The 21,235-nt window shown below is 30.8% G+C and carries 19 protein-coding genes; 12 read left to right on the top strand and 7 right to left on the bottom strand.

The features are described 5' to 3' along the window. Window positions 1-159 precede the first annotated feature (159 nt). The 4 genes from IEW41_RS07520 to IEW41_RS07505 all read right to left on the bottom strand — a co-directional run bounded on the left by IEW41_RS07520 (window position 160) and on the right by IEW41_RS07505 (window position 4,469). The gene (locus IEW41_RS07520) at window positions 160-1,428 is read right to left on the bottom strand and encodes an NAD(P)/FAD-dependent oxidoreductase (RefSeq protein WP_188605727.1); all 1,269 of its coding nucleotides are present in this window, start codon (window positions 1,426-1,428) and stop codon (window positions 160-162) included. 95 nt (window positions 1,429-1,523) lie between these two features. Then, the gene (locus IEW41_RS07515; protein WP_188605726.1) at window positions 1,524-2,216 is read right to left on the bottom strand and encodes a hypothetical protein; all 693 of its coding nucleotides are present in this window, start codon (window positions 2,214-2,216) and stop codon (window positions 1,524-1,526) included. A 111-nt stretch (window positions 2,217-2,327) separates the two neighbouring features. Beyond that, window positions 2,328-3,842, bottom strand: coding sequence for a DEAD/DEAH box helicase (locus IEW41_RS07510; RefSeq protein WP_188605725.1), 1,515 nt, complete (start codon window positions 3,840-3,842; stop codon window positions 2,328-2,330). A 147-nt stretch (window positions 3,843-3,989) separates the two neighbouring features. After that, window positions 3,990-4,469 (bottom strand): Hsp20/alpha crystallin family protein, encoded by a 480-nt coding sequence (locus tag IEW41_RS07505; RefSeq protein ID WP_188605724.1) that lies wholly within the window; start codon window positions 4,467-4,469, stop codon window positions 3,990-3,992. Window positions 4,470-5,190: 721 nt separating this feature from the next. Between IEW41_RS07505 and IEW41_RS07500 the strand changes: the two genes are divergently transcribed. Next, window positions 5,191-5,745: an ExbD/TolR family protein gene (locus tag IEW41_RS07500; protein WP_188605723.1), complete on the top strand. Its 555-nt coding sequence runs from the start codon at window positions 5,191-5,193 to the stop codon at window positions 5,743-5,745. On the opposite strand, the gene IEW41_RS07495 is transcribed toward IEW41_RS07500, so the two are convergent. Further along, complete coding sequence (locus IEW41_RS07495) at window positions 5,746-6,156, bottom strand: 3D domain-containing protein (RefSeq protein ID WP_188605722.1); 411 nt, start codon at window positions 6,154-6,156, stop codon at window positions 5,746-5,748. An 88-nt stretch (window positions 6,157-6,244) separates the two neighbouring features. Here IEW41_RS07495 and IEW41_RS07490 point away from each other — a divergent pair, with 88 nt between their 5' ends. Together IEW41_RS07490 and IEW41_RS07485 are read left to right on the top strand one after the other, a co-directional pair. Next, on the top strand, window positions 6,245-7,549 hold the full coding sequence (locus IEW41_RS07490; protein WP_188605721.1) for a dipeptidase: 1,305 nt from the start codon (window positions 6,245-6,247) through the stop codon (window positions 7,547-7,549). A 4-nt stretch (window positions 7,550-7,553) separates the two neighbouring features. Next, entirely contained in the window at window positions 7,554-7,994 is a 441-nt protein-coding gene (locus tag IEW41_RS07485; protein WP_188605720.1) for a hypothetical protein, read from the top strand. A gap of 12 nt (window positions 7,995-8,006) precedes the next feature. Here IEW41_RS07485 and IEW41_RS07480 read toward each other — a convergent pair whose 3' ends face one another. After that, window positions 8,007-10,007 carry an alpha-ketoacid dehydrogenase subunit alpha/beta gene (locus IEW41_RS07480; RefSeq protein ID WP_188605719.1) on the bottom strand — a complete coding sequence of 667 codons (2,001 nt, stop codon included), beginning with the start codon at window positions 10,005-10,007 and terminating at the stop codon, window positions 8,007-8,009. Window positions 10,008-10,163: 156 nt separating this feature from the next. Here IEW41_RS07480 and IEW41_RS07475 point away from each other — a divergent pair, with 156 nt between their 5' ends. From IEW41_RS07475 to IEW41_RS07455, 5 genes are read left to right on the top strand one after another with little or no spacing between them, the layout of a single operon-like run. Next, window positions 10,164-11,114 (top strand): isopenicillin N synthase family dioxygenase, encoded by a 951-nt coding sequence (locus IEW41_RS07475; RefSeq protein WP_188605718.1) that lies wholly within the window; start codon window positions 10,164-10,166, stop codon window positions 11,112-11,114. Window positions 11,115-11,120: 6 nt separating this feature from the next. Next, entirely contained in the window at window positions 11,121-11,447 is a 327-nt protein-coding gene (locus IEW41_RS07470; protein ID WP_188605717.1) for a translation initiation factor, read from the top strand. Next, a complete protein-coding gene (locus tag IEW41_RS07465) occupies window positions 11,448-12,389 on the top strand; it encodes a DUF1835 domain-containing protein (protein ID WP_188605716.1) in 942 nt (313 codons plus the stop codon). Next, window positions 12,379-13,248: a nucleoside phosphorylase gene (locus tag IEW41_RS07460; protein ID WP_188605715.1), complete on the top strand. Its 870-nt coding sequence runs from the start codon at window positions 12,379-12,381 to the stop codon at window positions 13,246-13,248. Before IEW41_RS07465 ends, IEW41_RS07460 begins: the two co-directional genes overlap by 11 nt. 10 nt (window positions 13,249-13,258) lie before the next feature. After that, window positions 13,259-14,116: a substrate-binding domain-containing protein gene (locus IEW41_RS07455; RefSeq protein ID WP_188605714.1), complete on the top strand. Its 858-nt coding sequence runs from the start codon at window positions 13,259-13,261 to the stop codon at window positions 14,114-14,116. Window positions 14,117-14,390: 274 nt separating this feature from the next. Here the strand turns inward: IEW41_RS07455 and IEW41_RS07450 are convergent, their stop codons facing one another. Continuing rightward, window positions 14,391-15,056, bottom strand: coding sequence for a uracil-DNA glycosylase (locus IEW41_RS07450; RefSeq protein ID WP_188605713.1), 666 nt, complete (start codon window positions 15,054-15,056; stop codon window positions 14,391-14,393). A 194-nt stretch (window positions 15,057-15,250) separates the two neighbouring features. Between IEW41_RS07450 and IEW41_RS07445 the strand changes: the two genes are divergently transcribed. The 4 genes from IEW41_RS07445 to IEW41_RS07430 all read left to right on the top strand — a co-directional run bounded on the left by IEW41_RS07445 (window position 15,251) and on the right by IEW41_RS07430 (window position 21,170). Then, complete coding sequence (locus IEW41_RS07445) at window positions 15,251-15,823, top strand: hypothetical protein (RefSeq protein WP_188605712.1); 573 nt, start codon at window positions 15,251-15,253, stop codon at window positions 15,821-15,823. Window positions 15,824-16,102: 279 nt separating this feature from the next. Beyond that, window positions 16,103-18,268, top strand: a complete 2,166-nt coding sequence (locus IEW41_RS07440; protein ID WP_188605711.1) for an endonuclease MutS2 — start codon at window positions 16,103-16,105, stop codon at window positions 18,266-18,268. Further along, window positions 18,265-18,678 (top strand): thiol-disulfide oxidoreductase DCC family protein, encoded by a 414-nt coding sequence (locus tag IEW41_RS07435; protein WP_188605710.1) that lies wholly within the window; start codon window positions 18,265-18,267, stop codon window positions 18,676-18,678. The genes IEW41_RS07440 and IEW41_RS07435 overlap by 4 nt, the downstream gene beginning before the upstream one ends. Before the next feature lie 392 nt (window positions 18,679-19,070). Further along, window positions 19,071-21,170, top strand: coding sequence for a DUF4139 domain-containing protein (locus tag IEW41_RS07430; protein ID WP_188605709.1), 2,100 nt, complete (start codon window positions 19,071-19,073; stop codon window positions 21,168-21,170). The last annotated feature ends 65 nt before the right edge of the window (window positions 21,171-21,235 follow it).

The raw sequence follows: 21,235 nt of genomic DNA, 5'->3' as shown, positions 1-21,235 counted from the left end.
TTGAATTACTAAACAAATAATTTGGAAAGGCAATTGATGAGATTGATTTACCTAAAGATTAATCCAGTGGAAACAATGTTGAGTTAAGATAAGAATTATTAAGGTAATTCCCAAAACTCCTCAAAGATAAGTTATAGAATTCAATATTTATAATAAAGTTTACTCTTGTCGCTTATATGGTCTGATAATTAGTCCTAATGGCTTATCGTAAGTAAAATAATTTGACATCCAATCATAAAATGCTACAAACTTATTTCTAAAACCTACAAGCGACATGATGTGTATAAACATCCAAACCAACCAGGCAAATGTGCCTTGAAATTTCCATTTAGGTAAGTCTACAACTGCCTTTTTGCGACCTATAGTTGCCATTACACCTCTGTCTTTGTAAACAAAAGGCGTCATTGGTTTTTTATTGATTAGTTTAATTAAATTTTTTGAGAGCAATTTACCTTGTTGTTGAGCAACAGGAGCTAACATTGGTAGGCCTTTTGGATTTTCTGGTGTTACACAGGCAGCAACATCACCAATAGCGAATACATTTTCTGTAGTATCTATTTGGTTATATTCATTTACTAAAATTCTGTTTCCGCCAGTAATAACCTCTTTTGATAAGCCATCTATTGGTGATGCCTTTACTCCTGCTGTCCAGATAACAGTATCTGTAATAAAATTACTTCCATCTTCAAGTGATAGTTTTGTGCCATCATAAGCTTCAACTTTTGAGTTTAAATGAACATTAACACCAAGCCTAATTAAATATTTTAAACTCATTTTTGAAGAATCTTCAGACATAGCACCTAAAAGCTTAGGAGCTGCTTCATATAAATTTATCTCCATTTTTGATAAATCTAAATCTGGAAAGTCTTTTGGTAATACATAATGTTTCATTTCTGCTAAAGCACCAGCTAATTCAATTCCTGCTGGACCACCACCAATTATAGCAATATTAATGATGTCTTCAATAGGTCTTTTATCTTGTTCTACTAATGCTTTTTCTAGATTCTGATAGATATAACTGCGTATGTTTAATGCGTCAGGAATTGACTTAAGAGTAAGTAGTTTTTGTTTTACTGGTTCGAAATTAAAATAGTTATTTGTACTTCCTGTGGCTATAACTAAATAATCGTAAGTAACATCTCCAATGGTTGTGTGTAGTAAATTGGACTCTGTGTTTACACTAATTACATTAGCCATTCTGAAACTAAAATTAGCTTGGTTTCTAAAAATTCGTCTTACAGGATATGCAATACTATCTGGTTCTAGTCCACCTGTAGCTATCTGATACATTAAGGGCTGAAAATTATGATAGTTGTGCTTATCAATCAGCAACACATTAACTGGTTTGTTTTTAAAAGATTTAGCTATAGATATACCTCCAAATCCAGCTCCAATAATAACAATTTTAGGTAGGTTATTTTTGCTCATTATATTTAAGCCTTTGCATTTATTTGTACATAAATTTACTTCATTATTTTTAATTAGAAGTTGTAAAAGGACTATAAATTTGGATAAAAAAGAAGTTATTGTTTTATAAAAACAAGCGTAGCTTTAGAATTAGTTGACAAATGCCATGACTTTGTAAAAATTAGTGTTTCAGTATCACTAAAAATTTGAAATTCAGCAGTATTATAGCCAACTAAACCTTGATTAATGGCATAAAAATCAACTTTATTGATGCCATCAACTAAAGGGATTTTAAATGATTTAAAACCGTTCAATAATTCAAGCCTAGCCACATAAACATCATCATTAACTATAACACGAACTAAATCACCATCTTCTTCACCAAAATCACGACAAATAACATTAATAAATTCGCCAGTAATTTTAAAATCTCCTAAAAATTGGTCTCCTAACTTTTCAGGTGTTAAAGATTCTGCTTCGCGTTTTTTCTTTTCATCAGCCCATTTTTTTTCAAAAATTGTACTAGGATTAATAAGTGTACTATTATCAATCATTGAAAACTGCTTATTTGGGTTTTTATAAGTAGGATTTTTAATTTTTATACCACTAATATTTTCTTTGCTAGTATTAGTAAGACTAGGTTTTTCACTAGGACTAATTAGTATTGGAGCAGGTTTAGGTGTTTCTTCTTTCTTTTCATCTTTATTTTCTACTGCAGGAATTGCAGTAGACTTCTTTTCACCATCTACTTGCGCTAATAGCGAGCTTGTAATTAATAAAGTAAAAAGTAGTGTTAGCTTAAGTTTCATCCTAAATTCCTCTTGAATAAATATACTGTTTTTTTAGAGTTGTATGAAATCAAAAATCATACCTAATGTCGAAACTAACGAATTAATACCACTAAAATTTTAAATAAAACGTTAAAACTTTCCGTTAAAACTTAATCTTAACTTTCTATTATATTCTTCAAATAACCAATCTTTATAGTTTTGAGTACTATTCATTATACAGTATGAATATTGTTTTATACGATACGCAATATCATCTTGAAGAATTTTTGTTAACGCTCTAGCTTCTTGTACTGTCTCACAATTTTCAATACATATTTTAGAATGTTGCTCAATTGATCGCTCTATAGCTGTAAATGATTTTAGTCCTTCACCTAATGCTTTTTGATACTCATCTTTCATATCAAACTCAATAGAAGGCGATTTTTTAAATCTTCCACGTAAAGAATCTGGCATGACGTAAACAAAATCACGTTCTATGTCTTCATCATTTCTTAAATTATCGAGATACATATCTGGATATTTAAAAATATGTTGCCAGTCTACCGATTGATTCCAAGGCCCAAATCGTACTACATTGTTACCTAGGTCTAATACTTGAAAAGTAGTCTTGTTTTCTAAAATACGAGAACCACGACCAATCATTTGAAAATACAAAGTTAAAGATCGTGTAGCTCTGTTTAATATAACAGACTCTACAGTAGGCTCGTCAAAACCAGTAGTTAATATACTTACCGAAGTTAGTATGCCATCAGGAGTGTTTTTAAACCACTTTAATATATCTTTTCGTTCTTGTTTTGTAGACGTGTTATCTAGGTGTCTAATATTATAACCTGCCTTTTTAAATGAATAATAAACCTCTTTTGATGTATTAATACCATTATTAAAAATCAACGTCTTTTTTCCTTTAGACATTTCTTCATAAGCAAACATTAATTTGCTTAACATATGCGAATTAGTATATAAAGCCTCTGATGATTTTACAGTATAATCGCCATTAATTCCAATTTTTAAACCATTAAGCTCAACATCAAAATTATAAAGCTCTGCATTAGCTAAAAAACCATTTTTTATTAAGGTAGAAATATCATCACCAACAATTAACTTATCGTAATTGTCTTTCATAGGTAATTTAATATTACTACTTAAAGGTGTTGCAGTTACACCAAGGATAAGGCATTTTTCAAAAAACTTAAACAGTTTTCTAAACGAATTGTAATGTGCCTCGTCAATAATAACCAACCCTATATCTTCAAGGTTTAGTTTTTTATCGTTTAAACGGTTGTTTAACGTTTCTACCATGGCAACAAAACACTTGTATTGGTCTTGGTCTGGTAGTTCTTTAACCTTACTGTTTATGACTTTGTTTTTAACATCAAAACCAGAAAGCATCTTTGAGGTTTGTTTACATAACTCAATTCGATGTGTTAGAATAACAACCTTTTTATTGTGATTTTGAATATAGCGACGTACAATTTCAGAGAAGATAACAGTTTTACCACCACCTGTTGGTAACTGATATAGTAAATTATAATTTTCGGGAGAATTATCGAACACTTCAAAAATACGATTGAGATCAGCTAGCTGATAATCGTATAGATTTTTCTTAGTTTCTTGTTCGTTGTTTAATTCAATTACATCTGACATACACTTAGCTTCTTCAAAAAAATTCGTACAAAATTAAGACATTATTAGAGTTATTGGTTGTTATTGTTGAAAACATTTAATAAAAAGCAATTAAATAAAAAAGAGAAGCCAAAAAAGGCTTCTCTTTTACTTAGATGTTAAAATTAATTAAGAAACACTAATACGTTTTGCAGGTTTTTGTTTTGCTTCTTCTCTTTTTGGTAGATGAACCGAAAGAATACCTTCACTATATTTTGCTTTAATTTTATCAGATTCTACTGTATCTGGCAATGTAAAGGTTCTTTTAAATGAAGAATAGCCAAACTCTCTACGTGTGTAGCTTTCATCTTTCTCCTCATGTTCTTCTTTAATCTCAGATGAAATAGATAATGTATTATTATCTACATCAATATTAAAATCAGATTTTTTCATTCCTGGGACTGCAATTTCCAAAAAATATTCGTCCTTATTTTCTTTAATGTTTACTGCTGGAAGGGTTATCCCAGTATTGAAATTGGAAAGAAAACCTGTTCCTAATCCACTTTCAAATAAATTGTCGAACCAAGATGAAAAACTTGGTAAAGAAGAATTGTTTCTGTTTGTTGAAACTTCGCTGCCATTTTTTGGCATTGTTACTAAAGTACTCATAGTTAATCAAATTTTTATGTTAAACTTATTTTTGATTCTTATAGTTCAAAAAAAATACCAAACACATTTTTTAGCATAAAACTGACATTTTTTCAATAAAACAAAGTCAATTTGACATTTTTATTTTACCTCTACCCTATTGAAAGCTAACTATTTAATTGTTAAAATATGTTAAATCATTACCTTGTTATGCAAAGTACTGTAACAAATTTATTTTTGTGTCGTCTATTAGGTATAAACATCAATCAATTAAAATATAGAAATTATGAGAACTTTAAACAACAATGAACTAACAGGAACTTTTGAACATTCAAAAAGTTATACTTGGAACAGTAAAAGACGTTACAGAAACTAACAAGATTAAATTCATCAATCAATTAAAATATAAAATCATGAGAACTTTAAGCAACAATCAATTAACAGGAACTTTTGAGCATTCAAAAAGTTATACTTGGAACAGTAAAAGACGTTATAGAAACTAACGAACTTATATTCATCAATCAATTAAATCTGTAAATTATGAAGACTTTATCTAAAATAATCAAAGATTCCAATGGTCTTTATGACGATATGGAAAACGAAAAAGCTTAAGGTTTGCTTTTGCAAACTGAAAACAATCAATCAAAAAAATCGAACTGGTAAGCTAATCACTTACCAGTTTTTTTTGTGCTTATTTCTGGTATCATATTTGTGATAATCTAAGTATCTAAAACTTATCATTATGAGACACAACACTTCACCACAGGTTAATGCAGGTTCTATGGCAGATATTGCATTTTTATTATTGATTTTCTTTTTAGTGACCACTACTATTTCTGCTGATAAAGGCATTAATAGAAAACTACCAGCAGAATGTCCTCCTGGACAAACATGCGATACAGACATTAACGAGCGTAACATTTTAAGAGTTATTATTAATAATGACGACGAAATTTTTGTTGAAGATAATATTGTTGCACTATCTGATTTAAAAGAAGTAGCCAAAGCGTTTTTAGACAATAATGGTGATGCTTCTTGTGTTTATTGCAATGGCAAAAAAGATGCTAAATCGTCAGATAATCCTAACGAAGCTATAATTTCGCTACAAAATGGTAAGCTTACATCTTATGAAATGTATGTTGCTGTGCAAGATATATTAACACAAGCTTATTACGAACTTCGTGAAGATTATGCTAAATCTGTTTTAGGTAAATCGGCAAATAAATTAACAGAGGCAGAATTAATAAAAGTAAAAGATGCCTACCCTTTTTTAATTTCGGAAGCAGAAACTAAATAATTATTCAAGGGCTTTTGTTCGGTAATCTATAATTACTTTTTTGCGTCCCCAAAGTTTGGCAGATTTTACATCAGTTCCCATGTAAATATCTATTTTGTTTTTCCATTTAGGATGCATTCTGTCTTTTACCAAATACAAGCCCTTAAACCCTTCAATTCTTACAGGTGTATTGTGTTTTAAGCCTTTTCTTAATAGGTCTTTAGATACAGCAATATATTTCATTCCTGGTTTTAGGCTGTCTCCCCAAGCAGCAATATGAGGATCAGAATCAGTTTGGCTTGCAACAGAGTTGTAAGCAGATGCCGTTACTCTTATGGTTTCCCAAGAGTATTCCTTCTCATTTTCAATAGCCGATTTATTACAGCTAAAAAAAAGTAGGCAAATAAAAAAATAACATAATCTTGAGGCCATAGCTTTATGTATAATATTTAAATATACAATATAAATCAAAAATTAAGACATTTTTGTAACTTCACGTCTGCAAAACAATTCTTCGATTATGAAAAAATATTTAATTCTCACCAGTTTAATGCTAACCATTATGTCTTGTAAAAACGATTCCAAATCAACAAATACAGATGATGCAGCTCAAGATTCAATTGCGTTAATAGAACGTGCAAAAGCAATCCATGAGCGTGTTATCACTTTAGATACACATTGCGATATCAATATTAAAAACTTTACTGATTCAATAAACTACACTCAGAATTTAGATAATCAGGTTAATTTACCAAAAATGAAAACTGGCGGATTAGATGTAGCTTGGTTTATAGTGTATACAGGACAAGATACATTAACAGACGAAGGCTACAAAAACGCTTATGATAATGCAATATCAAAATTTGATGCAATACACAAACTATGTAAGGATATAGCGCCAAATGATATTGAATTAGCTACAACTTCAAGCGATGTGCGACGAATTGTAAAATCTGGAAAAAAGGTAGCAATGATTGGAATTGAAAATGGCTATCCTGTTGGAAAAGACATAAAAAATGTTGAGAAATTTTATAATCTGGGAGCACGTTATATGTCGCTAGCACATAATGGCCACAGTCAGTTAAGTGATAGTAACACAGGTGAAGAAGATGGAGTTTGGTTACATAACGGATTAAGTGATCTTGGTAAAGAGGTTATTGTAGAAATGAATCGTTTGGGTATGATGATAGATGTATCGCATCCATCAAAAGACGCTATGAAACAAATGGTTGAGTTAAGTAAAGCGCCAATTATTGCGTCACACTCATCTGCTAGAGCATTATGTGATCATAGTCGTAATTTAGATGATGAACAATTAGGATGGATTGTAAAAAATGGAGGTGTTGTGCAAACAGTTGCCTTTTCGTCATATTTAAATACCGAAAAGCACGAAAAGCGAGCAGAATTTGAAAAAGAACTTGCCATAAAACATTTAGACTCAATGGGACTTAAATGGGTAGATCGCAAGGATATGAAAGCTTTAACAACAGAAGCACGTGAAACATACTTTAATGCGTTGTCTAAAATAAGACCATTAATTAAAGATAAAATTTCTAAAATGAAAGATGCGCCTCCTGCAGTTAATGTATCAGATTTTGTTGACCATATTGACTATTTGGTAGAAACTATGGGAATAGAGCATGTTGGTATTAGTAGCGATTTTGATGGTGGTGGCGGAATTGAAGGTTGGAGTGATGCCTCTGAAACCTTTAATGTAACGTTAGAGCTAGTGCGTCGTGGTTACACTGAAGAAGAAATAGAAATGCTTTGGAGTGGTAATTTACTACGTGTTTTAGACGAAGTTGAAGCTGTGGCTAAAAAATAGAAGTATGACTTCAATATTTGAAAAGAATTTAAAATTTGCAAAACAGCTTTATACAGAAATAATTAATCATACTGAAAACCCAAAAAAACCAGTAATTTATTTAATTGAAATTGGAAGTATTGGTGAACTATATTATAGATTTTATATTGGGAAAGCTTCCAAAGGCATCATTAGACCTATGAAACATTACCCCAAATTTGTGAATAACTATGAGGACAATATTTACAGAAAGACTTACAAAAATGGAGAGATTATTGGTGAACGTAAAAGTTGGCGAAAGAAAGTTCATATACCTTTATCTGAAGCTAGAAAAAGTGGTAAGAATATAAAGTTAACAATGATTAATGTTGATATTGATAAGCTTGATATTATAGAACAAACCATGATAAAAGAAAATATCAAAAAGCATGGAATTGAAAAGACATTAAATTCAATCAGCTTTTAACTAAATTAGAAATCAATACGCCATTAATTCCTTTAAAGCAGCTTCAAACTTACCTTTAGCCATATATTGATTCTCTAATTGATTAATAAATGGTATTGGTGTTTCCATACTTGCCACACGTTTTACAGGAGCATCTAAATGCTCAAAACAGTGTTCCATTATCAATGCTGAAATGTCACTTGCAATTCCTCCAAAAAGAGAATCTTCTTGCAAAATAATAGCACGACCAGTTTTCTTAACCGAATTGTAAATGGCTTCAGTATCTAATGGTTGTAGTGAGCGTAAATCAATTAAATCGGCTTGTATATCAGTATTTTTATCTAAAGTTTCTAAAGCCCAATGAACTCCTGCTCCATAACTAATAATTGTTACAGCATTTCCTTCACGTAAAAGCGAGGCTTTTCCAAATGGAATGGTAAAATAATCTGTAGGCACTTCTTGTCTTATACTTCTGTACAAAGCTTTATGCTCAAAATACAACACAGGATTTGGATCGTTAATAGCTGTTGCTAATAATCCTTTTGCATCATAAGGAAACGCAGGATACACTACTTTTAAACCTGGTGTTTTTGTAAACCAAGCTTCGTTTGTTTGCGAATGGAATGGTCCTGCAGCTACACCACCACCACAAGGCATTCTTACAACAACATCTGCATTTTGGTTCCATCTGTAATGAGATTTTGCTAAATAGTTCACTACTGGATTAAAACCTGAGGTCACAAAATCGGCAAATTGCATTTCAACAACCGATTTTATACCAACTATAGATAATCCCATAGCAGCTTCAACAATTGCAGACTCACAAATTGGTGTGTTACGTACTCTGTCTTTTCCAAACTCTTCTACAAAACCTTCGGTAATTTTAAAAACACCTCCATATTCTGCAATATCCTGACCCATTATTACAAGGTCTTTATGTTGTTGCATCGATTGACGCAATCCTTGTGAAATAGCATCAATAAAACGAATCTCTTCAGGTTTAGATTTAGGTTCAATATGTTGATAGTCAAAAGATTTGTAAACATCATTTAACTCAACACTTTCATCTGGTATAATATCATCTTCACCAAATGCTTGTTGTATTCCTGCTTCAATTTCTGCCTTAATTTCGTTAGTATAGTCTTCTTCAATTTTAGTGGTGAGAATTTTTTCGTTAAACAAGAAATTTTTAAAGTTTACTATTGGGTCTTTAGCTTCCCATTCTGCCATTAGCTCTGCAGGAACATACTTTGTACCACTAGCTTCCTCATGACCACGCATTCTAAAGGTTTTAAATTCAATCAAAATAGGTCTCGGACGCTTACGAATACTGTCGGCCAATTTTAAAACCTTTTCATAAACTTCTATAATATTATTACCATCAAGAATAAACGAATCAATTCCGTAGCCTTTACCTCTATCTGCTAAATCTTTACAGTGATACTGCTCTTTTGTGGTGGTTGATAATCCGTAACCATTATTTTCAATACAGAAAATAACAGGTAGTTGCCAAACAGACGCAACGTTTAAAGCTTCATGAAAATCACCTTCGCTTGTTCCGCCTTCACCTGTAAACACTGCTGTTACATGCTTTTTACCTTTTAGTAAATTTGCAAGCGCAATACCATCCGCAACACCCATTTGAGGGCCTAAATGAGAAATCATACCAACAATATTAAACTCTTGTGTACCGAAGTGAAACGAGCGATCTCTACCTTTTGTAAATCCGCTTGCTTTGCCTTGCCACTGACCAAATAATCTATGTAAAGGAATATCTCGAGTAGTAAACACACCCAAATTACGATGCATTGGTAAGATGTATTCATCGTTTTGAAGTGCCATTGTTACACCAACAGAAATAGCCTCTTGGCCAATACCAGAAAACCATTTTGACACTTTACCTTGACGTAATAAAATAAGCATCTTCTCCTCTATCAGTCTAGGCTTCAGCATGTTTTTATATAACTGTAAAAGAATTCTTTTGTCTATGTTTTTCTTATCGTAATTGATATGGCTCTTTGTTGATGTCAACATTATTTAATGTATTATATTTATAATTCAAAAGTAAATAAAAATTGATTGGCATATAGATAAAGCTACTTTTTTTTAAGAGATATTATCGTGTAACTTTTAGCAGTATTTTCGTTACTTTTGTATTACGTATAATTAAAATTTAAACACACTACGACTATGAATGTTATACCAAGTGTAAATCTTCAAGATTTTGTTTCTGGAGACCCAGTTAAAAAACAAAAGTTTATTGATGAAATCGGTAAAGCTTATGAAGAAATAGGTTTTGTGGCCTTAAAAGGTCATTTTTTAGATGATAAATTAGTAGATAATTTATATAAAGAAGTTAAGAATTTTTTCTCATTACCTCTTGAGGTTAAAGAAAAATATGAAATACCAGGAATTGGAGGTCAACGTGGCTATGTGTCTTTTGGAAAAGAAAGCGCTAAAGGTCAAAAACAAGGCGATTTAAAAGAGTTTTGGCATTTTGGACAATATGTTGAAGACGATCCAGAACGCGCTAAAGAATATCCTGAAAATGTAGAGGTTAAAGAGTTGCCAGAGTTTAATAAAATTGGTAAAGAAACCTACCAAATGCTAGAAAAAACAGCTAAATACGTTTTGCGTGCTTTAGCGTTGCATTTAGATTTAGAAGAAACTTATTTTGATAATTACATACATAATGGTAATTCAATATTAAGACCAATTCACTATCCTCCTATTTTGCAAGAGCCAAAAGATGCTGTTCGTGCTGCTGCTCATGGTGATATTAATTTAATTACGCTATTAATGGGAGCTCAAGGACGTGGACTACAAGTTCAAAATCATAAAGGTGAATGGATTGACGCTATTGCTGAACCAGATGAACTAATGATTAATGTTGGTGATATGTTATCACGCCATACAAACAACAAATTAAAATCTACAATACATCGTGTTGTTAATCCGCCAAGAGAACTTTGGGGAACCTCTCGTTACTCAATTCCGTTTTTTATGCATCCTATTAGTGAAATGAAATTAGACGTTTTAGATAGTTGTATAGATAAAGATCACCCTAAAGGGTTTGACGATATTACAGCAGGAGAGTTTTTACATGAACGTCTAGTTGATTTGGGCTTAATAAAAAAATAGTTTTTAATGGATTTGCAAGACCAACTTAAAAAGTTGTTCCCTGAACATGAACCTGAAACTCCTGAAAATGTTGATGAAGGCTCTGATATTTGGCTTCAAGACGACCCAATTATTTGTAAGTACGAAAAGCGAAAAGGGAAACCTATAACAATTCTAGAAGGCTATAATGGAGCTACTGAAGATTTTAAACTGCTGGCCAAAGAACTAAAAACCAAATTAAGTGTTGGTGGGAGTTTTAAAGATGACAAGATTATTATTCAAGGCGATTATAGAGACAAAATAATGCAAATTCTTAAAGAAAAAGGATTTAATGTAAAGCGTGTAGGTGGATAAATGTCAGACAAAATTCTTCATATTACTAACGGAAATAGTCTAACCGATTATTTAAGAGAGTTAAATTTCACTGACGACATTTTGACTTGGCAGGAAATGTTATGTGAGGGCCCAACATCTGAACAAATTGATACAGAGCATTTCTTTTCTATAAGAAAACAATTTCTTCATGATTATTATGATATTGAGGTTAATGAAGAGGAGTTTAAAACAGAAATTAAAACCTTAAACAATACTAGCGAGTATTCTAAAATCATCCTTTGGTTTGAATATGATTTGTTTTGCCATATTAATTTAATGGCTGTTGTAAGTTTATTACAACAAAAAAATAATAAAGCACCTTTGTATTTAGTGTCTAGTGGACGTATAAAAGGAGAAAACGATTTAAAAGGTTTATCAGAGTTAAGTGCAACGCAGCTTTTAAATCATTTCGAAGAAAAAATCAAACTTTCTGAAGCTGATATTGATTTATTAATAACACTTTGGAAGACTTATTGTGGTAAAGATCACAATCTTTTTAAACCATATATTACAAAAAAGTCGCCTTTTAAGTATTTGAGTAATTGCCTAAAAGCGCATTTAAGACGATTTCCAGATTCAAAAACTGGATTATCAGTTTTAGAGACGAATATATTAGAAATTGTAAAAAAGTATCCTATTAAATCCAGACAGCATTTATTAGGATACGCATTAAATTATCAAGGTTATTATGGCTTTGGTGATATACAACTCATGAGAATGATTGAAAAACTGTCTATATTTTTTGATGAAAATCAAGAAGGTATTACTCTTAATCGCAAAGGTCATGAAGCCTTATTAGGACAGTATAATTTTTCAACAGAATTAAATAACAATATGCCTTTTGGAGGTGTAAATAAATTTGATTTCCATTTTAATGAAGATCAAAATAAACTTATAAAAACAAATATAAATGCCTATTAAAGCATCCGAACTCATACTTAACCCAGACGGAAGTGTTTATCATCTTAATTTGCGTCCAGAACATATAGCTAATACAATAATAACTGTTGGAGATCCTGATCGTGTTGATAGTGTTACAAAATATTTTGATACTGTTGAATTTCAAACAAAAAAACGAGAGTTTCATACACAAACTGGCACTTACAAAGGAAAACGAATAACTGTAATCTCAACAGGTATTGGTACTGATAATATAGACATCGTGTTTAACGAATTAGATGCGTTAGTAAATATAGATTTAGAAAAGCGTGAAATTAAAAGTAAATTAACATCGTTAGATATTATTAGAATAGGAACTTCTGGCTCAATCCAAAAAGAAATTCCAATCGATTCGTTTTTAATAAGTGATTATGCTGCTGGGTTTGATAGCTTATTGCATTTTTATGAAAGCAAGCACGTTCAGTATGACGATATATCTAAAGCAATTATAAATCATACCAATTGGTTTGTTTCAAAATCATCTCCTTATGTAGTAAAATGTGACGAATCACTATTCAATAAAATGAGTTCAGCTAGAACAGTAAAAGGTTTTACTGCAACTAATGTAGGTTTTTATGGGCCTCAAGGACGTATTTTAAGACTCCCTATTCAGGATAACGATTTGAATGATAAACTAGCATCATTTAATTATAAAGGAATGCCTATTACTAATTTAGAAATGGAAACAGCAGGAATTTATGGTTTAGCAAGCTTGCTTGGGCACAAAGCATTATCAATGAATGCTATTATAGCTAATAGAGCTACAGGCGAATTTAGTAATGACCCAAAAACAATTGTAGATGATTTAATAGTGTATGCTTTAAATAAATTAGTTGAGTAAAAGAAGATTAATGAAAACGATAAAAATAGGAGGCGTTCCAGAACATTTTAATTTAGCTTGGTATTTAACGCTTAAAAATGGTGAGTATAAAGCTCAAGATATAAACTTACGTTGGGAAGATTATCATGGTGGCACAGGGCAAATGAACAAAGCATTGCGTAAAGGCGATATCGACATGGCAGTCATTCTTACCGAAGGTATTATTAAAGATATTGTAGAAGGGAATCCGAGTAAAATTGTGCAAATCTTTGTGCAATCGCCATTAATTTGGGGAATACATGTTGCCCATGATTCAAAATTTAAATCTATTGATGATTTAAAAGGTAAACGAGCTGCTATTAGTCGTTATGGTTCAGGGTCACATTTAATGGCATATATAAATGCTGAAAATAACAATTGGAATCTTGATGAAGATTTAAAATTTGAAGTTATCCAAGATTTAGAAGGTGCAGTAAAAGCACTTACAAATGGAGATGCCGACTACTTTATGTGGGAGAAATTTACTACTAAACCTTTGGTCGATGATAAAATTTTTAAGTGTGTAGATTATTGTCCAACACCTTGGCCTTGTTTTGTAATCGCTGTTCGCAATGAATTTTTAGAATCTAACGAAGAAGATGTCAAAACCATTTTAGACATCATTAATAATACTACAATCGAGTTTAAAGATATTCCTAGTATAGATAAGACAATTGCTAACAGATATAATCAAAAACTTAAAGATGTACAAGAATGGTTATCTCTAACCGAATGGTCTCAAGATATTATTAATGAAACTACTGTGAATAAAGTTCAAAACGAACTTATGGATTTAGACATCATGAAAAAGCGTAAAGACTACAATCAAATTGTTAAAATTCTGAAGTAAAAAATACTACTCATTACATACTCATATTTAACAAATCATTAAGTTTTTTTAGTTAACTTTCTATTTCTCAAAATTTTAATTACATTTGTCATACCCAATCGTCAATGTTTTATTGGCATAACCTAACAGAATATGATAATGATAATTACTTTAACTCTTACATTTCTTGTTGTCTTAAATTTTTTACTCCTTGCTTTTAGTTGTAATAAAACATCAACAAAAGAACAAGTAGAAAAGCCTTACATTATAAAGCAGGAGCAAAAAAGAACAGTTTCTACCAAACAATTGGCTCCAAGCCAACTTGCTCCAACTGGGAGTTAGTTTTACTAAAACTTTTATTACCAAACCAGTATCCTCTATTTGCACTTAATGGAGATGGATGACCTGTAGTTAATACATGATGTTTAGATGTATCTATTAACTTTGTTTTCTGTTTAGCAAATCCTCCCCAAAGTAAAAACACAACATTTTCTTTTTTATCACTAATAGATTGTATTACAGCATCTGTAAATGTTTCCCAACCTCTTTTTTGATGGCTACCAGCGTTGTGAGCTCTAACAGTTAAAGTAGCATTTAATAACAGTACACCTTGTTTAGCCCAACGTTCTAAATTACCTGAAGTTGGATACGGCATTCCTAAATCAGACTCAATTTCTTTAAAAATATTTATTAATGATGGTGGATGAGAAATACCATCATTTACAGAAAAGCACAATCCATTTGCCTGACCAACACCATGGTAAGGATCTTGACCAATAATAACAACTTTAAGATTATCAAAAGGGCACCAATCAAAGGCTGCAAAAATTTGCTTTCCAGGAGGAAAACATTGATGTTTTGAATATTCATCCTTTACAAAACTCGTTAAATCTTTAAAATATGGTTTATTAAATTCTTCTTCTAATTGAGTTTTCCAGCTTGAATGTATGTTAACCTCCATGAATTAATACTTATACTGTAAAAATATGATTATCATTTTATTCAACTAATAGTAAAATAAATTAGTTACTAACAGTTTGTTTGCTTTTTGACTAGAAAAACAAGTTTATTGACTTGATATTTATGCATTTAAAAACTAACTTCGCTTTTGGATGATATCAATCATAATATATGACGAATGATATCTTAACCGTTGTGAAACATTTGTCAAAAAACGAAAATACTTCTGAATTGAGTAAACTGAAAACAAATTCACGAGCTGAATTAGAAAATGAAAATAAACCTGGAAGTCGAGCTAAAATGTTACGGAATTTAATCTTCGTATTCACACTTGGTATTTCTTTAATCTCTTGTAAAAATGTAAAAACAAAATCGTATTGCGAATTTGATTTCTTCGAAAACTCAAGCGGAATAAAATTCCCTGAAAATGTTGAAATATTGGATTGTGAAGATGACCTTGAAGGACTAATATGGCTTCATCTAAAATTTGACCGAGAATCAGCACTTGAATTTGTTACAAAGAACGAAATGCATAAATATTCGAATAAAATTAAAAACGAACTCTCTAAATTATATGGTTCAGAAGATGACCAGCTGATTGAAAGCGTGTCAACATATATAAATGAAAATGTTGAACCGATTACCAAAAATCAAGATACATATTTGAAAACTGTTCAAACGGAACATCAATTTGTTATTTATATTATCAATAAAGATAGCGGATATTTTTGGGGACAAATAGGATATCCAGATTGGAGTGGAGATTAAAAACGTTGCACAACAACGTGTATAAAACATAGCTATTATAGGCTTTTAGAGAGGTTTTTGTATATTTACAAAGTACGTCAAATTTTTTATTTGGTTATATTTATAAAAGAAAATAAAACATAAAAATAAAAAATTCGGCTCATGCTAAATCCGAAAAGTTAGCGTTTATTTAGACGCTACGTTTCATACACAAAACCGAAAGCGAACTACCCAAAAATTCCACATCTCAATTGTAATACGTAAATTTGCTTTCCTTTATAAATGACAGGAATTCAAAGGATGATTAACATTCACGAAAAAACATTACAAGATATTGAGTTTTATAAAGTATTAGGCCAAGTGTCTGAATACTGTATTACTGCATTAGGTAAAGAAAAAACACTATCCGTTTTGCCATATTCGTCAAAAGAAATGGTTGTTGAAGCTTTACATTATACTAATGAATATTTAGCGTCTTTACATAACGAAAATAGAATACCAAATCATGGTTTTGAGCCTATTACTAAAGAAATTCAGTATTTAAAAATTGAGAATTCGTTTTTAGAGACTTCAAGTTTTAAGAAGATTGCTTCCATTTCACAAAATTGTAACGAAATTATTGTCTTCTTAAAAAAGTTTGAAGAGTACTACCCTACTTTATCACAGTTTTCATCATCAATACAAGTCACAAAAGTATTGATTGAACAAATAGATGCTATTATTGATCGCTTTGGAGATGTAAAAGATAATGCATCAAATGAGTTGTTATCCTTAAGGCAAAGCATAAATGTTATAAAGGGGAAAATAAATCAAAGTTTTGCTTCGGCTTTAAGCACCTATAGTGCCTTAGATTATTTAGATGATATTAGAGAATCTGTTGTAGATAACAAACGTGTTTTAGCTGTAAAGGCAATGTATCGTCGCAAAGTTAAAGGTGCTATTTTAGGAGGTAGTAAAACAGGAAGTATCGTTTATATTGAGCCAGAAACTACATTTCGTTATACTCGAGAACTCAATAATTTAGAGTTTGATGAGCAAGAAGAAGTTACTCGAATATTAAAACAATTAACAGAGTTTGTAAGACCTTATGTTTCGCTTTTAGAGCAGTATCAAGCTTTTCTAACAGATATTGATGTTATTTCTGCGAAAGCAAAATATGCGAATGCAATTAATGGTATTTTGCCAGAAATTAATAACGATAAGGTTTATGTGTTAAAAAATGCATATCATCCTTTACTTTATGTTTCTAATCAGAAAAAGAAATTAAAAACATATCCTCAATCTATAGAATTGCATTCAGATAATCGAATAATTGTTATTTCTGGCCCAAATGCAGGAGGAAAAAGTATAACACTAAAAACAGTAGGTTTGCTTCAAGTCATGCTACAAAGTGGTTTGTTGATTCCTGTGCATGAAAGAAGTAATATTTGTTTGTTTGACAGAATTTTAAGCGATATTGGTGACAACCAATCTATTGAAAATCATTTAAGCACTTATAGTTATCGATTAAAACAGATGAATTATTTCTTGAAAAAATGCAACAAGAATACTTTGTTCTTGATTGATGAATTTGGTACAGGAAGTGATCCTGAATTAGGAGGCGCTTTAGCTGAAACATTTTTAGAAGAGTTTTATCATCGAGAAGCTTTTGGTATTATAACAACACATTATTCTAATCTTAAAATATTAGCTAACGAGTTACCTTTTATGCAAAATGCAAATATGCTTTTTGATGAAAAAAGTCTCGAACCAATGTATAAATTGGCTTTAGGGCAAGCAGGAAGCTCGTTTACTTTTGAAGTTGCTCAAAAAAACGGAATTCCTTACAGCTTAATTAATAGAGCAAAAAAGAAAATTGAGCGAGGCAAAATCCGATTTGATGCTACTATTGCTAAACTTCAAAAAGAGCGTAGTAAACTTGAAAAAACAGAGCAGTCATTAAAGCTAAACGAGAGAAAAACACAATCGGAAGCTGAAAAGCTAGAAGAAATAAACGCCAAAATTCAAAAGAAACTAGAAAGCTACCAAGAGTTGTATGATAGCAATCAACGCTTGATTTATTTAGGACAAAAATTGAATGATTTGTCTGAAAAGTATTTTGACAACAAGAAGAAGCGAGAATTAATGGATGAATTGTTTAAATTAGTTCAAATAGAGAATTCGAAACGAAAAAAGGTGTCAGTTAAACAAAAGCAAATTCAGAAAGCGAAAGAAAAAAAGGTTATTAAAGAAGCTGAAAAAACAGTGGAAGTTATTCGCCAGAAAAAGAAAGCAGCTAAGAAAAAAGTAGATGCTACACCTAAACCTAAACCAATATTTAAAGTTGGCGATAGAGTTCGATTGCAAGATGGTAGAGCTGTAGGAAGTATTGATAAACTTGAAAAAAACAAAGCTGTTATTAATTATGGAATGTTTACGACTAATGTTGGTGTTGATCAGTTAGAACTTGTAGAAGCTGTAAAATGATACAATTACCAAAACATAAACAACTAGTGCTTTTTGATGGCGTTTGCAATCTTTGTGACGCTTCGGTTCAATATATTATTAAGCACGATAAAAACAATGCATTTCTCTTTACAGCGTTACAAAGTGAAGTTGGCCAACAAATAATCAAGGAGTTTAATATAGATACTAATAAAATAGATTCTATAATACTCTACTCTAATGAGCATGGTATTTCGTATAAATCTACAGCAGCTTTAAAAATTGCATCAAAACTTGGGTTTCCTCGCAATCTGTTGAGCGTATTTTTAATTATCCCAACTATTATCAGAAATTGGGTTTATGATTATATTGCAAAAAATCGTTACAAATGGTATGGTAAAAAAGAAGAGTGTATGATACCTACTCCAGATTTGAAGTCAAAATTTCTATAATTAGATTCCTATAAAACATAAAAAAGCTCTTCGGCACGAAGAGCTTTTCTAACATTTAACAACTAAACTTAAAAACTAATTTAACCTCAAAAACAAGTTAATTTGCTAATTAATGAGGGAATTATTTGTTTGATTAATAGCATATTAGTTTACTATTGTAAATGTAATTAAAGATTATGCTGAGGCATAAAATTCTCGTTAAACGCCTTAAAATATTTGATTAAAAAAGTAAAAATGCACAAAAACTCTATGAGTTGCATTTTTTGTATAATTAAAATATTAACTAAGTCATAAGTGTACTTCACTAACTAACTATCATACTTCACTCAAGTTAAGTTTTATTTCAAGACAGGTAAATATAGTTTTATAAAGAATTTAAAAATCAACACTTTATGAAGACTTTACTACTTTCATTTTTATTATTAGCATCGCTAAGCTTTGCAAATAATACACCATCAAAAATAGACAATGTTACAGTGTATTTGAGTGGAGCTCAAATAACACGAACAACAACAATTAAACTTCCTGTTGGCACAACCGAGTTTACATTCAATAAGCTTTCTCCTTATATTCAAGAAAATAGTATTCAAATTTCAGGATTAAAAAACGCGTCTATTCTTTCAATTAATTATGGTATAAATTATTTAGCAAAACAAGATCAAACTATCGATGTAGAAGCTTTTCAAAATTCGATAAAGACTTTTGTAGATAAAATACAGTTTGAAGACGATTTAATATCAGGATACAACGAAGAACTTAATCTAATACAGAGCAACAGACATTTAGGAAATGATAGTCAAGTTGTAAATCTCGAAAGACTTAAGCAGTTTACAGAATATTACAGAACACGTATTACAGAAATCAAAAATTTAATTTATGCTTCTGAAAAGAAAAAAACTATCTATCAAAAAGAGATTTCAGAAATAAAAAAACAACTAACTGAACTTAATGTTAGCGAAAAAGTGCAAACAGGTGAAATAAAAGTAAAATTAAATACTGCTACTGCAGTAAGCTTAGACTTAGTAATAAAATATAATGTTAAAAATGCTGGTTGGTTTCCAATTTATGATTTAAAAGCAGAAAAAATAAATGCACCTTTACAATTAACTTATAAGGCACATGTGTACCAAAGTACTGGTAATAATTGGGATAACATTAAATTAACGCTATCTACAAGCGATCCTAATACCAATAACTTAAAGCCAGATGTAAGCCCAAAATATTTAAATTTTGTTAGTTATAATTCAGCTTATGGTAATAGAGCAACAAAAAGCTATAACTACAAATATAATCCAATGGTTCAAAACGTTTCAGGGCTTGTGTTAGATGCAAGTGGTTTACCACTTCCAGGCGTTAATGTAATTGTAAAGGGCACAACAAATGGTACTCAAACAGACTTCGATGGTAAGTACTCACTGCAGCTAAATGGAGGAAATGAACTTGTGTATTCATTTATAGGAATGAATAGTGAAACCTTACCAATTCACTCTAGCATAATGAATGTGAGTTTAGATGAAGATGCAAGCCAGTTAGACGAAGTTGTTGTTACAGCGTATGGCACAACTTCTAAGAAACAAATTACTTCATCTTTAACTACTGTAACAAGTGAGAGTATTGAAAATTCAACAGGAGGAAGTGCTTCTTTTATTAAAATAAGAGGTATTGGCACTATTGCTTCTGGTAATCAACCTCTATATGTAGTAGACGGAATATTATCAGATGAATATCAAATCAATAATATAGACCCAAATAATGTTGAATCTGTAGATGTACTAAAAGATGCTTCATCAATAGCAATGTATGGAGCTAGAGGCTCAAATGGTGTGGTGTTAATAACGACCAAGAAAGGAAATTACACATCAAAAGGCGATGTTATTGAACAAGGTATTACAAATACACGTTTTGAGATTAAAAAACAATATAGCATTCCAACTGATGGTGATGTAACAGTTATTGAAATTGAAAACTATTCAGTGCCTGCAAGCTACGCTTATTTTGCTGCTCCAGTATTAAATGAAAATGTGTTTTTAACTGCTAAAATTGGTAATTGGGAACAGTACAATTTATTACCTGCTGAAGCTAATGTGTATTTTGAAGGAAGCTATTCTGGTAAAACTAATATTAATCCGTTAGCAACTACAGATAGTTTAACAGTATCTTTAGGTGTTGACCCAAATGTGGTTATTAAACGAAATGAGCTTAACGATTTTAAAAAGAACCAATATATTGGCAGTAATAAAATTGTAAATAAAGCTTATGAAATTGAAGTAAAAAACACAAAACAATCTGATATTGATTTAGTGTTATTTGATAGAATTCCTATAAGCCAAAATAGAGATATAAAAATTGAAGATATAGAAACTGGAACTTCTAACTATGATAGTGAAAAAGGCATTATGGAATGGAAAGTAAAATTAATTTCTGGTAGCATAAAAACCTATAAATTCTCTTATGCAGTAAAATACCCTAAGTATAAGCGAGTTAATTTATAAATAAATGAATAAAGAAAGCTTCAAAGTGAGATTTACCAATTTGAGCCTAACTTCAGTTAGTTAGG

The sequence above is a fragment of the Aquaticitalea lipolytica genome (assembly GCF_014641635.1).
GTDB classification, from domain to species: domain Bacteria; phylum Bacteroidota; class Bacteroidia; order Flavobacteriales; family Flavobacteriaceae; genus Aquaticitalea; species Aquaticitalea lipolytica.
The sequence above is the reverse complement of the archived record's forward strand: the minus strand, read 5'-3'. Positions and strand labels throughout refer to the sequence as shown.

Coding starts and splice junctions, on each gene's coding strand:
- IEW41_RS07475 (WP_188605718.1), top strand. CDS start 10,164: ATGAATGTTATACCAAGTGTAAATCTTCAAGATTTTGTTTCTGGAGAC.
- IEW41_RS07510 (WP_188605725.1), bottom strand. CDS start 3,842: ATGTCAGATGTAATTGAATTAAACAACGAACAAGAAACTAAGAAAAAT.
- IEW41_RS07505 (WP_188605724.1), bottom strand. CDS start 4,469: ATGAGTACTTTAGTAACAATGCCAAAAAATGGCAGCGAAGTTTCAACA.
- IEW41_RS07480 (WP_188605719.1), bottom strand. CDS start 10,007: ATGTTGACATCAACAAAGAGCCATATCAATTACGATAAGAAAAACATA.
- IEW41_RS07515 (WP_188605726.1), bottom strand. CDS start 2,216: ATGAAACTTAAGCTAACACTACTTTTTACTTTATTAATTACAAGCTCG.
- IEW41_RS07520 (WP_188605727.1), bottom strand. CDS start 1,428: ATGAGCAAAAATAACCTACCTAAAATTGTTATTATTGGAGCTGGATTT.
- IEW41_RS07495 (WP_188605722.1), bottom strand. CDS start 6,156: ATGGCCTCAAGATTATGTTATTTTTTTATTTGCCTACTTTTTTTTAGC.
- IEW41_RS07490 (WP_188605721.1), top strand. CDS start 6,245: ATGAAAAAATATTTAATTCTCACCAGTTTAATGCTAACCATTATGTCT.
- IEW41_RS07485 (WP_188605720.1), top strand. CDS start 7,554: ATGACTTCAATATTTGAAAAGAATTTAAAATTTGCAAAACAGCTTTAT.
- IEW41_RS07430 (WP_188605709.1), top strand. CDS start 19,071: ATGAAGACTTTACTACTTTCATTTTTATTATTAGCATCGCTAAGCTTT.
- IEW41_RS07470 (WP_188605717.1), top strand. CDS start 11,121: ATGGATTTGCAAGACCAACTTAAAAAGTTGTTCCCTGAACATGAACCT.
- IEW41_RS07500 (WP_188605723.1), top strand. CDS start 5,191: ATGAGACACAACACTTCACCACAGGTTAATGCAGGTTCTATGGCAGAT.
- IEW41_RS07435 (WP_188605710.1), top strand. CDS start 18,265: ATGATACAATTACCAAAACATAAACAACTAGTGCTTTTTGATGGCGTT.
- IEW41_RS07460 (WP_188605715.1), top strand. CDS start 12,379: ATGCCTATTAAAGCATCCGAACTCATACTTAACCCAGACGGAAGTGTT.
- IEW41_RS07440 (WP_188605711.1), top strand. CDS start 16,103: ATGATTAACATTCACGAAAAAACATTACAAGATATTGAGTTTTATAAA.
- IEW41_RS07455 (WP_188605714.1), top strand. CDS start 13,259: ATGAAAACGATAAAAATAGGAGGCGTTCCAGAACATTTTAATTTAGCT.
- IEW41_RS07450 (WP_188605713.1), bottom strand. CDS start 15,056: ATGGAGGTTAACATACATTCAAGCTGGAAAACTCAATTAGAAGAAGAA.
- IEW41_RS07465 (WP_188605716.1), top strand. CDS start 11,448: ATGTCAGACAAAATTCTTCATATTACTAACGGAAATAGTCTAACCGAT.